The following is an 11830-nucleotide window of genomic DNA, read 5'->3' on the forward strand; positions in this document are numbered from 1 at the left end:
ACCATCCTCGGTGGCGCGGCCGGGGCCCTCATCGGCCGCGAGATCGACCGCGGCGAGCTCCGCTGCCGCTGACGGTGCCTGACGAGGGGTCGAGGCCGGCCCGCTTCAACCCGCGCCGATCGCCATCAGGACGACGCCGACGACTATAAGGGCGAGGCCGGGAAGGTCGGGCTTGAAGCTGAGGCGGTCGCCCTTGCCGGTCGGCTCCAGCGTGTCGCGGGGCTGGTGAGAGACCGGCGTCTCCGCCTCGCTCATCCGCCCGCCGCGCCGCGTGTTGCGCACCGTCGCCCAAACGACCCCCGCGACCACCAGCAGCGCCCCGATCCCGATCAGCACCATATCGCGCCTCCCGCTCTTGCTTCAGCGCCCTTCGTGCGCCTTCCCCGCCCCGCTGGCAAGGGCGGGAGGCTGGGCCAAAAGTGAGGGAAAGGTTAGGCCAAGACTGGGAAGCGTCGCGGCAAAGCCGCGCCGTCGATCGAGTTCGGCCAAGGCGCCTGGCCGCCTCGTCGTCCGAGCACTGTGCCGTCTCCGGCCGGGCGGCTTGGCCGAAGATTACAAAGATTACACCCCCCATCGCTTCCATGGCGGACCACGCGACAGCGAATTCCGTCGCACGGGGAGGCCGATCGAGGAACGCGGACCGTGAAGCGGGGGCCTGGCAGCGTCGCATCGGGCGAGGCTAGGCCGACCGGGGACGTGTAGGAAAATGGCTTTAGAGGAGGCCCGATCGGCGATCAGGCCTCGGGGGCGAACAACCACCGTTCGGCGCTCGCCACATCCTCGAAGCATCGCGCATCGCGGCCAGACAGGGCGCGCATGAGCTGGCTCTTGGCCAGCGTCGGGCCGGCGACGAAGGCGAGCCGGCGCGAGCGGTATTCCGGCGCCGCCAGCATCTCGCGAAACGCTGTGACGACCTCCTGGTGCTGGATTTTCATGCCGGTGACGTCGTTCAAGGTCAGGTGCCGGTTGGGCGCACAGCCCAGCGCCGCATGCGCCTCCCGCCGGTCGCGGACGAACCCGTCGACGTCGGCGAGCGTGAACAGCCCGCTCATAGTGATCCTGACCAGCGAGCGCGCCCGGTCTATCTCGAAGGAATAGGTGGCGTTCATGGGGGCTACTCGTACCGCCAAGCGCCTACCAATTTCCTAAAAGGCGGCGATCCGTCTTGCGGCGCGCGCACCTTTGCCCGTTCGGGCGATATTGACTGTATTAGTCTGCTATGACACACCGAGGTCATGATGACAGCAGCCCTTCTCGTGGCTGCCGTGCAGGCCGCCGCCCTTCCGCCCGCGCCCGAGCTGGAGCGCGCCATCGCCACCGCGGACGCGCGGCTCTTCCACGCCGGTTTCGAAGGCTGTGCGCCGGACATGCTGGCCGAGGTGCTGGCGCCCGGTTTCGCCATGTATCACGACCGGAACGGCAAGGTGGCGGGCAGCCGGGACGCCTTCGTCGCCATCATCGCCGAGCAGTGCGAGGCGCGGGCGCCCGGCGGGGTCAACGAGGGCTATCGCAATCGGCGCGAGCTGGTGCCGGGCAGCCGTGTCGTGCGGCGCCTGGGCGACTGGGGCGCGCTGGAAGAGGCCAGCCATATCTTCTACGAATGGCGCGCCGGCGGGGAAGGGGAGCCGGCGCACTGGGAGCTGGTCGGCGGCGCGCGCTACATGCACCTTTGGCAGTGGACGCCCGCCGGCCCGCGGCTTCTCACCAGCTACAGCTACGATCACGGCGCCGCCTGGGAATAGCGGCGACCGCTTCAGCTCAGCCGGAAGCTCGGTCCCGCCTTCGCCGCCGCCGGCTTTTCCGGCACGATCCGCTTCGGCGGCCGCGCCTCGGCCCGCGCCGCCGCTTCGGCGCCGTGGTTGGAGAGCTTCAGATAGACGCCATGCGCTCGCCTGAGCCGCGTCCGCTCCGCCTCGGTCTTGGCCTCGGCCAGCTGCACCAGCGCCTCGGCGGCCTTCGCCTTATAATCTTCGGATGTGCTCATAGGATGTTCCTTTCGATCCGGCGAAGGGCATGCCTTTGCGGAGGGGCCCGAGCCTTTCCCACGATGGTGGTGCTTTCGCGCGGAGCCGAAGTGAGACACGCGCGTGGGCGCTTTGAGGCGAAAGCGCAAATTTATTCGGGGATTAGCGACGTCCCGGGCCCTGTCCATATGGCGCTTGGTCGACTGGCAAGGGCGCGGCTGACAAACGTCAATATTATCGCCAGGCGAAGGAGCAGAATGATGAAGCTTCATGAATTCACCCTCATCGCCTCCGGGCTCGATCCCGAGGCCGAGGATTTCGAGGACCGCTTCGAGACCGGCTGCGACGATGCGACGCTGTCGTTCCAGAAGGGCGTCATCATCCTCGAATTCAGCCGCGAGGCCGTGTCCTTCTCCAAAGCAGTCGCCTCCGCCTGGACGTCCGCCGCGCCGGCGCCGTGAGGCATCGTGATATTGCCGACCTTGCTGAACTTGCGAAGCGCCTCCGGCCGGACCGTGCCATTCGAGCTATTATGGAGGCTGGGACCGGGCCTCGGTCGGAACTAGATGCAGCCGCTCAGGAACTCGCCGCCGTCGGCATTACTTTCGAGCTTATCACTGCCCTGAACGGGTCGAGGACGAACGCTACCTGTCTTTGTGATGGCTCCGAAATAACACGTTAGCGAAAAGTGAGAGACGGGCGTCAAGTCTCCGAAATCGAAACCCCAAGGCGCTCGATCATGTCGCCCTCAGAGTTTCGGCGAATAATCCGTCAGGCACAGCGTCCGATCCTCGATATCATTGACAAAGGTGCCGTGGCGGGCGGCGGTTTGGCGTTTGATTTCGGACCATTCCTCGTCGGCCATGAAGGCGGCCCAGCGCGCCTTCAGCGTCTCGGCGTCGGGCCATTCCAGCAGGTAGACGAATTCGAGCTTTCCCTCGGAACGCGACTCCCACATGGCGCGGATGTTGAAGCCGTGGCGGGCCATGATGCGGACGGCATGGTCGCGGAAGCGGTCGTGGAAGGCGTCGCCGTTTTCAATGGGGACGTCGTAGATGCGGAGCTGGTGGACCGTCTCGCATTGAGCTTCCGCCGGCGCGGCCAGGGCGGTGGTGGCGGGAAGGAGTGTGGCAGCCAAGCCTAGTGTGGCGGCCGCCATGGCGAAGACCGCGAGCGTTTTCCTGTGCATGGGGCGCTCCCTTTTTCGGTGGTTGCGCTTTCCGACAATAAACGGGGTTGGAGCCGATAGGCAAATCGCGCCGTGGCAAAGCCGCGTCGTCGGATGGGCGCTGGGCGGCATGAGCGTTCGTTGCTCAGTGCGCCGCACTGAGCCTAACCATCATTCTTCTCCCATCCTTAGGGCAGCAATAAACGCCTCCTGCGGAATACTCACCGAGCCGTACTCGCGCATCCGCTTCTTCCCTTCTTTTTGCTTCTCCAGCAGCTTCTTCTTCCGCGTGATGTCGCCGCCGTAGCACTTCGCCGTCACGTCTTTTCTCAGCGCGGCGATGGTTTCGCGGGCGATGACTTTGCCGCCGATCGCGGCCTGGATGGGGATCTTGAAGAGGTGGCGGGGGATGAGGTCCTTGAGCCGCTCGCACATGTGGCGGCCTCTCGCTTCGGCGGCGGCGCGGTGAACGATCATCGAGAGGGCGTCGACCGGCTCGCCGTTGACCAGGATGTTCATCTTGACGAGATCGCCCTCGCGGTGCCCGATCTGGTGATAGTCGAAGCTGGCATAGCCGCGGCTGATGCTCTTCAGGCGATCGTAGAAGTCGAACACGACCTCGTTCAGCGGCAGCTCGTAGGTGAGCTGGGCGCGGCCGGCGACGTAGGTCAAATTCTTCTGGATGCCGCGGCGGTCCTGGCAGAGCTTCAATATGGGGCCGAGATATTCGTCGGGGACGTAGATGGTCGCCTCGATCCACGGCTCCTCGATGCTCTCGATCCGATTGGGATCGGGCATGTCGGCCGGGTTGTGGAGCTCGATGGTGCGCTCGCCGGTGCCATCCTTCGATCGGGCGAGGTGGATGTTGTAGACGACGCTCGGCGCGGTGGTGATGAGATCGAGATCATATTCGCGGGTCAGGCGCTCCTGGATGATCTCGAGGTGGAGGAGGCCGAGGAAGCCGCAGCGAAAGCCGAAGCCCAAGGCGGCCGAGGTCTCCATCTCGAAGCTGAAGCTCGCATCGTTGAGGCGGAGCTTGGAGATGGAGTCGCGGAGCTTCTCGAAATCGGCGGCGTCGACCGGGAAGAGGCCGCAGAAGACAACCGGCTGGACCAGCTTGAAGCCAGGCAAGGCGTGCGCGGTGGGCTTCCTCACGTCGGTGATCGTGTCGCCGACCCGGGTCTCGGTGATGTCCTTTATCTGGGCGGTTATGAAGCCGATCTCGCCGGGGCCGAGCTCCGGGAGTTGCTCGATCTTCGGGCGGAAGGCGCCGACGCGGTCGACCAGGTGGGTAGTGCCGCCGGCCATGAACTTGACGCTCTGGCCCTTCCTGATCGCGCCGTCGATGACGCGGATGAGGATGACGACGCCGAGATAGGGGTCGTACCAGGAGTCGACGAGCATGGCCTTCAAGGGCGCGTCGCGGTCTCCCTTGGGGGGCGGGATGCGGGTGACGATCGCTTCCAGCACCTCGTCGATGCCGATGCCGGACTTGGCGCTGGTCAGCACCGCGTCGTCGGCGGGGAGGCCGACTATGTCCTCGATCTCCTTCTTGACCTGCTCGGGCTCGGCGGCGGGTAGGTCGATCTTGTTGATGACCGGCACGATCTCATGGTCGTGCTCGATCGACTGATAGACGTTGGCGAGCGTCTGCGCCTCCACCCCCTGCGCGGCGTCCACGACCAGCAGCGCCCCCTCGCACGCGGCGAGGCTGCGCGAGACTTCGTAAGCGAAGTCGACATGGCCCGGCGTGTCCATGAGGTTGAGGACATAGGTCTCGCCGTCCTTCGCCTTATATTCGAGGCGCACCGTCTGCGCCTTGATGGTGATCCCCCGCTCCTTCTCGATATCCATGTTGTCGAGCACCTGGCTCGACATCTCGCGATCTGTCAGCCCCCCCGTCTTCTGAATCAGACGGTCCGCGAGGGTCGACTTGCCGTGGTCGATATGGGCGATGATCGAAAAATTGCGGATGCGGGAAAGGTCGGTCATTGCGGGCTTTTCTGCGGGGGTAGGCGCGGGCCCTAGCAGAGGCGGTGGGGGAGGCAAAGGGCGGCGGTGGAGCCGGGCGGGCAGCTTTTCTTTATTATTCGCCGCCGGCCATGCTACCGCCGCGTCGATGCTGATTTAGGGGAGCGGGGCTGTTGTTCTCTGATTTTGGATTTTCCGGTCGATTCGTCGTGCGTTGTGCCATTGTTGTCGGTCTCGGCGCCGCGGCCTGCGGCGGGATGGCGCAGGAGGTGCCGATCGTTCAGCCCGGCGCGCCCGGCCAGCCGTCGAAGGCGCTGAGCGCCCAGGAAGCGGTGCAGATCGCCGACACCCGTTTTTCGCCGGACGACGTCCGGTTCATGCAGGACATGATCCGGCATCATCATCAGGCCGTCCGGATGGCGGCGCTGGTGGAGGACCGGACCAACCAGAAGGTGCTGATCGACGCGGCGGGGCGGATCGACGCCTCGCAGGCGGACGAAATCGCCTTCATGCAGACATGGCTTCGCGAACGGGGCCAGGCGGCGCCCGAACCCGGCGGCGCTCATGCGATGCATGCCTCCGAAACGATGGAGGGCATGGCGACGCCCGAACAGATGGCGGCGCTCGCCGCGGCGAAGGGGGCGGCGTTCGACAAGCTCTTCCTTGAGCTCATGATCGATCATCATGAGGGCGCGGTAACGATGGTCGAGAACCTGCTGGAGCAGCCGGGCTCGGCCTATGACCCCGTCCTGTTCGAATTCACCAGCGACGTCACCAACGAGCAGGAAGCCGAGATCGAGCGGATGAGCGCGCTGCTGGTGGAGCTTTCCAGCGATCCCAGGTCGAACCTCGCGGCCGGGCTCGGGGATGCCGGGGAGGCGATCCGCAACCTCACCCTCCTCGCCTCGCTGCCCAAGCCGGCGGGCTTTTTCGATTCCGACAACCCTGCCGGGCTGCCGCCGCCCAAGCCGGTCGATCCCGAGGAAGAGGCGAAGAAGCAGGACGAGGAAGATGTGGCGGAAACCGGGCGCGACGACGAAAGCGACGCGGAGTTCGGCGAACGCTCGCCGCTTCTCAATTTCGCCAATACCGACATGGCCTTTGCCGGCGACCTGCTCGCGCTCGGCAATTATCACGGCTTCAACCTCTACCGCCTTGGTGGGGACAAGCCCCGCCTGATCAGCTCTGTCGTCTGCCCGGGCGGACAGGGGGACGTGTCGATCGCCGGCGACATCCTCATCATGTCGGTCGAGCAGACCCGCGGCCGGGTCGATTGCGGCCTTGGGGGTGTAACCAAGGATGCGAGCCCAGAGCGGTTCCGGGGCCTGCGCATCTTCGACATCGGCGATCCTACGCGGCCGGTCCAGGTCGGCCAGGTCCAGACCTGCCGCGGCTCGCACACGCACTCGGTCGTGTCCGATCCCAAGGCCAGGGACGCGATCATCGTCTACGTTTCTGGCACGTCTTCGGTGCGTGATGAAGACGAGCTGGAAGGCTGCGTCGGCGACGTCCCGGGCGACGTTCGCACCGCCCTGTTCCGCATCGACGTCATCGAGATTCCGCTCGCCGACCCGTCGAAGGCGCGCATCATCGACAGCCCCGCCGTATTCGCGGACAGCGAGACCGGGAGCCTCGCGGGCCTGTGGGAAGGCGGGGACCATGGCGAGGACACCCAGGAGACGCGCCGGACCGACCAGTGCCACGACATCACCGTCTTTCCGTCCCGCGATCTCGCCGCGGGCGCGTGTTCGGGCAACGGCATCATCTTCGACATCTCCGACCCGCGCAAGCCGAAGCGGATCGACGCGGTGGTCGACGAAGGCTTCGCCTATTGGCACTCGGCGACGTTCAACAATGACGGGACGAAGGTGCTGTTCACCGACGAATGGGGCGGCGGATCGCGGCCGCGCTGCCGCGCACAGGATCCGAGGAACTGGGGCGCCAACGCCATCTACGACATCGTAGACGGCGAGCTCGTCTACCGCGGTCATTACAAGCTGCCGGCGGCGCAGACAGACGAGGAGAATTGCGTCGCGCATAACGGCTCCATCATCCCGATTCCGGGCCGCGATATCTTCGCCCAGGCCTGGTACCAGGGCGGGCTCTCTGTGATCGATTTCACCGATTCCGCCAATCCCGTCGAGATCGCCTATTTCGACCGCGGACCTGTCGATGAAGAGCATCTGATCCTCGGCGGATATTGGTCGGTCTATTGGTATGACGGCAAGCTCTATGGCTCGGAGATCACACGCGGGCTCGACGTGCTGGCGCTGAAGCAGAGTGAATATCTGACCGAGAACGAGATCGCCGCGGCGGCGCTCGCCAACCAGGGCGGGATGTTCAATCCGCAGCAGCAATTCCCGGTGACCTGGCCCGATCATCCCGTGGTGGCGCTCGCCTATGTAGATCAACTCGCCCGCGGGCAGGCGCTATCGCCCGGAATGATTGCGGAGCTCACCGCTGCGCTGGATCAGGCCAAATCGTGTATCGATGCCGGAAACCGGGACGCGGCATTGGCGGCACGGTTGGAAACGCTGGCGGATGGATTGAAAGCAGCTGGCACGAACGGAGCGAGCCGGCGGACGACCGCGCTTCGGGAAACCTTGGCGGGAGTAGCGGCAAAGCTACGCTAAGCGCCGAAAGCTTAGCCGGGGAGGACGTTGGCGACGTTGTACTTGTAGACTTCGTCCTGCGTCAGGCAGCGCCGGGTCGAGAGGTCCTCGCCCTGGCTGGAGACGGCCTTTTGCTGGTACATGACCTCGGTCAGCAGCTTGCGCGAAACGCCCATGCGGATGAGGAAGTCGTTGTCCTGGCTCGCCAGCAGCGCCGATCCCTGCTCGATCTCGCCGATGAGGCCGAGGGTGCTGTCCTGCCCTTCGGCCACCTCGCTCTCGATCAGGATGCGGTTGCCGGTGTGGGTGAACATATGGACGATGAACAGGCCGCCCGGATCGATCATCCGGATGGGGCCGCCCATGTAGACGAAGTTGCAGGCGCTGAAGCAGGCCCAGCCGGCGGGGATGCGGGTCGGGATGCCGGCGGCGCGGATCATGAGGCCGGCTTGGTTGCCGATCTCGGCATTGCCGCCGGGCGAGCGGAACCATATCTCGTCGACCGGCTGGTGCTCAGCGAGCGCGGCCTTGAGGCGCGGGATGAGAGCGTCGTCGATCGCGCCCTCGGCGAGGAGGATCGTCTTGGCACCCTCTTTCCTGGCGGTGAACTGCATCGGCGACGTGGGGCCCCAGTCGGGCCTGGTCGGACAGCTCGGATTCTTGGAATCGACCTGGGCTGCGGCGGCCGAGGCAAGGAGCAGCGCCAGCGCAGCGATCCAATGGGGGCCGCGCGTCCGCACGGTCAGACCGCGACGATGTAGCCGCTCGCGCCCGGCGCCCGGCACATGCGCTTGGCGACCGTCGTCTCCTCGCCGCTGACGATGATCACGTCGTTGACGGTCATGCACGAGGTGCCGTCGGCGCTGGCGGTCTGGGCTGTGACGGTCGAGGAACCCGAGACGTCGGCGCGCGTGGTGCTGGTCCAGCTGGATGTCGTGCCGACGCCGCCGCGCACGGCTTCCGTGGTCGCGTCGGCCGCCTGCTTCTGCTCCTGGGCGTCGAGTCGGCAGGCGATGGCGTCGGTGAGGACGGTGGCGAATTCCTGAACGGGCACGTAGCCGGCGATCGACGTGCCAGTGCTCCCCAACGCCCGGCTCGCGAACCCGCCCAGGAGGCCGCCCAGGATCGAGGAGCCGCGCTTCTTGGGCGCGGAGAGCTCGCAGGGCGCGGCTTCGGCGCCGTCCGGAGCGGGCTGGGCCAAGGCGGGCGCCTGAAGCGACGCGACGATGAGCGGTATGGCGAAGAGAATTACGCGGAACATCAGGCAGATACTCCCGGCTCTAGAGCAAGGAGCCTAAACCCCTCCGCCGGGGCGGTCAATCAACCCCTGGTTCAGGCAATGGTGTTGCAGGGCGAGGTAGCGCCGCTGCCGTCGCTGCCCCAGCGGCGGAATCCCTTGGAATCGACGTGGAAGCGCAGGCCTGAATAGAAACCGAGGCCGACGTCGAAAACCTGGCCGCGATGACCGTGGATGCGGCAGAGGTCGCCGATCATGCTATCGCGGGTCACGGTTGCGGCGACCGGCGTCAGATCGAGCGCGAAGAAATGGCGGTGGGCACTGGCGGGAGCGCCGCCCGAGCAGCGGTTGAGCTCGCCATTGCGGTAGCCGGAGACGGCCTCGACGTCGCCGATCGCGGGCTCGACCTCGGTCGAGACGAATTTGAGCGTCTGGGCGATGTGGCCCCATTCGGCGACCGGCGCGACCTCGAAACGCGGACCGGAACAGTCGCGCCACATGCTGGCGGTGCGGACCAGCTGCCAGGTGGGAATGACGCCGCCCACGCCGTCCATGTCGAGGAACTGCTTGAAGGACATGACCTCGGCGCGGGCGGCCGGTTCGCGGGCGAGCCATGCATGATAATCGGCGCGCGACTGCCCGTCGGGCCCCTCGACCAGCGCCGGGGAAGCGAAGAGGGCCAGCAGCGCAAGCGCAGCGGCACGAAATAAGTTAAGCATGTCAAGTATATAGCATATCGTGACGCACTTTTCCACCCCGGCTCGTCATTGCGAGCGTGGCGACGCAATCCAGCGTACGGAGTGGATTGCCGCGTCGCTCCGCTCCTCGCAATGACGTTGCCTCTCGATCGATCATCGATGCTTTCCGGCGCGCCGCGGGCGCGCTAGCATCGCGGCACACGACGGAGAGGAGCCGCGCGATGGGTCTCAAGCTTGCGATCGGGATGGTGGCGGCGATGCTGGCGGCCTGTGGGCCGGACCAGGCGCCCGAGCCGGCGGCGGGGACGTCGGAAACGCTGCTCGTCGGCAACAAGGGCGAGGATACGCTGAGCTTCATCGACCTCGCGACGGGCAAGGAACTGGGGCGCGCCCAGACCGGCCATATGCCGCACGAGATCGCCATCTCGCCGGACGGCAAGCAAGCGGCCGTGGTCGCCTATGGCGGCAAGACGATCGACATTTTCGACGTCGCCTCGCGGGCAAAGGTCCGGACCCTCGATCTGGGAGAGAATGACGGGCCGCACGGGCTGGTCTGGCTGGACGACGGACGGCTGGTGGCGACCACGGAACGGAGCCGGACGCTCACCCTCGTCGATACGAGGAACGGCGATACGGTGAGCGCCATCCCGACCGGGCAGCGAGGCCATATGGTCGCGATCTCTCCGGACAAGAGCCGAGCTTATACGGCGAACATCCCGGACGGGACGGTGAGCGTGATCGACCTCGCGGCGGGGCGAAAGCTGCGCGATATCGCGGTCGGCGGCGAACCGGAGGGGATCGCGCTGGCCAAGGGCGGTCGCGAGCTGTGGGTCGGCGACCTTCAGGGCGCGCGGGTGCAGGCGTTCGACACGGCGAGCTTCGAGCGGCTGGCGGAGGTGAAGACCGGGCCGACGCCGATCCGCGTGGCGGTGAGCCCCGACGGGCGTTGGGTCGTCACGTCGAACCTGGGGTCCGGCAGCCTCACGGTGATCGACGCGGCGACGCGGGAAAAGGTGCGCGAGGTGCCGGTGAGCGGGAGCGAGGATGCCCAGCAGGTGACGATGCTCTTCTCGGCGGACGGCAGGCGCCTCTATGCCGCCGAGACGGGCCGCAACCAGGTCGCGGAAGTGGACTTCGCCAGCGGCAAGGTGCTGCGCCGCCTCGACGCCGGCGAAAATGGCGACGGCCTCGCCATCGCGCCCTAGTCGGCGCTGGCCGGGCCCTTGAGCTGCTCGCCGATCAGCCGCGCCATGTTCGACTGCTGCTGCGACGCCGAAACGGTGTTGCTGGTCGCATAGAGCGACTTGAGATACGCCGCATCCCAGGTGGTGAGGCCATCGGCGCGATAGCCGCCTTCCTCGAAAAGTGCCAGGATCGTAGGCGCTGCGAGGCTGGCGCCCTTGGTCCTCGCCAACGCGCGCATCGCTGCGTGATCTGCGATCTGCGTCAACGTCAGGCCCTCCGTCGCCGCCAGGTCGAATACCACGAAGGAAATCGCCAAATCCCTTCGCGTCGACTTCAGAATGCGCGAGGGCAGCACGCCGGTCAGCTCATGACCGTTTACCACATGCCTTGGCGGATCACCGGGAATCGAGATGAAGCCGATACGCCGAGGCTTGCGGCCATCGGAGCCGCGGAGTTCAACGATTTGCCACGCCCGAACAGGTCCTTCGGATTTCCTCACGTCCCTGATCTCCGACAGCTCCAGCGCGTGGAACAATGTCGGGCGATCCTTGCGGAATGCGTCGAAGAATTCTCGGCCGTCGTCGGCGATGATGACGACGAGATTGGGATCGCAATCGGGCGCGGCGACTGGAATGTCCGCCTGTTTCGCCACCTCGCGAATGCGGCTGATAACGATATCGTTATAGGCGGCCGGAAGGCCGAAGCCGGCGGGACAGACATCGGCGCGGAACGTCGCCATCTGGTCGCTGGTCTCGATGGTGACCGTATCGATGAAATCATGGATCGTCTTCTCGCCGTCGCGCTCGCCGGTGACGATGATCTCATTTGCCTCAACGGTTTCCGGCGGCTGCGCCTCCAAGACGGCGACTGGCAGGAGGGCGAGCGTCATCGCCGCGTATCGCGCCAGCGGCATCGAACGGGTGGTCTGTCGCGTCACGCCCCCTCTCCTCGATGGTATCCGCCCATGATGTGGGACAAGGGCGGTGCTGGCAAGT

The 11830-nt window shown here is 66.0% G+C and carries 13 protein-coding genes; 4 read left to right on the top strand and 9 right to left on the bottom strand.

What is annotated here, in order from left to right:
• Positions 1–105 precede the first annotated feature (105 nt).
• Positions 106–339, bottom strand: a complete 234-nt coding sequence (locus tag VIR62_RS09400) for a hypothetical protein (protein ID WP_431870681.1) — start codon at positions 337–339, stop codon at positions 106–108.
• A 395-nt stretch (positions 340–734) separates the two neighbouring features.
• Positions 735–1109, bottom strand: coding sequence for a hypothetical protein (locus VIR62_RS09405; RefSeq protein ID WP_431870683.1), 375 nt, complete (start codon positions 1107–1109; stop codon positions 735–737).
• Positions 1110–1238: 129 nt separating this feature from the next.
• Between VIR62_RS09405 and VIR62_RS09410 the strand changes: the two genes are divergently transcribed.
• The gene (locus VIR62_RS09410; RefSeq protein ID WP_431870685.1) at positions 1239–1742 is read left to right on the top strand and encodes a DUF4440 domain-containing protein; all 504 of its coding nucleotides are present in this window, start codon (positions 1239–1241) and stop codon (positions 1740–1742) included.
• A gap of 11 nt (positions 1743–1753) precedes the next feature.
• Here the strand turns inward: VIR62_RS09410 and VIR62_RS09415 are convergent, their stop codons facing one another.
• Positions 1754–1984, bottom strand: coding sequence for a hypothetical protein (locus VIR62_RS09415; RefSeq protein ID WP_431870687.1), 231 nt, complete (start codon positions 1982–1984; stop codon positions 1754–1756).
• A 237-nt stretch (positions 1985–2221) separates the two neighbouring features.
• Between VIR62_RS09415 and VIR62_RS09420 the strand changes: the two genes are divergently transcribed.
• Positions 2222–2425: a hypothetical protein gene (locus VIR62_RS09420; protein ID WP_431870689.1), complete on the top strand. Its 204-nt coding sequence runs from the start codon at positions 2222–2224 to the stop codon at positions 2423–2425.
• 287 nt (positions 2426–2712) lie between these two features.
• On the opposite strand, the gene VIR62_RS09425 is transcribed toward VIR62_RS09420, so the two are convergent.
• Positions 2713–3153 carry an NIPSNAP family protein gene (locus VIR62_RS09425; protein WP_431870691.1) on the bottom strand — a complete coding sequence of 147 codons (441 nt, stop codon included), beginning with the start codon at positions 3151–3153 and terminating at the stop codon, positions 2713–2715.
• Between the two features lie 150 nt (positions 3154–3303).
• Entirely contained in the window at positions 3304–5124 is a 1821-nt protein-coding gene (gene lepA / locus VIR62_RS09430) for a translation elongation factor 4 (RefSeq protein WP_431870693.1), read from the bottom strand.
• 188 nt (positions 5125–5312) lie between these two features.
• Here lepA and VIR62_RS09435 point away from each other — a divergent pair, with 188 nt between their 5' ends.
• Complete coding sequence (locus VIR62_RS09435; RefSeq protein ID WP_431870695.1) at positions 5313–7736, top strand: DUF305 domain-containing protein; 2424 nt, start codon at positions 5313–5315, stop codon at positions 7734–7736.
• An 11-nt stretch (positions 7737–7747) separates the two neighbouring features.
• Here the strand turns inward: VIR62_RS09435 and VIR62_RS09440 are convergent, their stop codons facing one another.
• From VIR62_RS09440 to VIR62_RS09450, 3 genes are all read right to left on the bottom strand, one after another.
• Positions 7748–8455 (bottom strand): hypothetical protein, encoded by a 708-nt coding sequence (locus VIR62_RS09440; RefSeq protein ID WP_431870697.1) that lies wholly within the window; start codon positions 8453–8455, stop codon positions 7748–7750.
• A gap of 2 nt (positions 8456–8457) precedes the next feature.
• Positions 8458–8976, bottom strand: coding sequence for a hypothetical protein (locus VIR62_RS09445; protein WP_431870699.1), 519 nt, complete (start codon positions 8974–8976; stop codon positions 8458–8460).
• 71 nt (positions 8977–9047) lie between these two features.
• Positions 9048–9671 carry a D-Ala-D-Ala carboxypeptidase family metallohydrolase gene (locus VIR62_RS09450; protein ID WP_431870700.1) on the bottom strand — a complete coding sequence of 208 codons (624 nt, stop codon included), beginning with the start codon at positions 9669–9671 and terminating at the stop codon, positions 9048–9050.
• Positions 9672–9871: 200 nt separating this feature from the next.
• Between VIR62_RS09450 and VIR62_RS09455 the strand changes: the two genes are divergently transcribed.
• Positions 9872–10855 (top strand): cytochrome D1 domain-containing protein, encoded by a 984-nt coding sequence (locus tag VIR62_RS09455; RefSeq protein WP_431870702.1) that lies wholly within the window; start codon positions 9872–9874, stop codon positions 10853–10855.
• On the opposite strand, the gene VIR62_RS09460 is transcribed toward VIR62_RS09455, so the two are convergent.
• On the bottom strand, positions 10852–11772 hold the full coding sequence (locus VIR62_RS09460; RefSeq protein WP_431870703.1) for a hypothetical protein: 921 nt from the start codon (positions 11770–11772) through the stop codon (positions 10852–10854). The two genes, VIR62_RS09455 and VIR62_RS09460, sit on opposite strands and share 4 nt — an antisense overlap.
• Positions 11773–11830 lie beyond the last annotated feature (58 nt).

The organism is Allosphingosinicella sp. (assembly GCF_036570505.1).
Taxonomy (GTDB): Bacteria; Pseudomonadota; Alphaproteobacteria; order Sphingomonadales; family Sphingomonadaceae; genus Allosphingosinicella.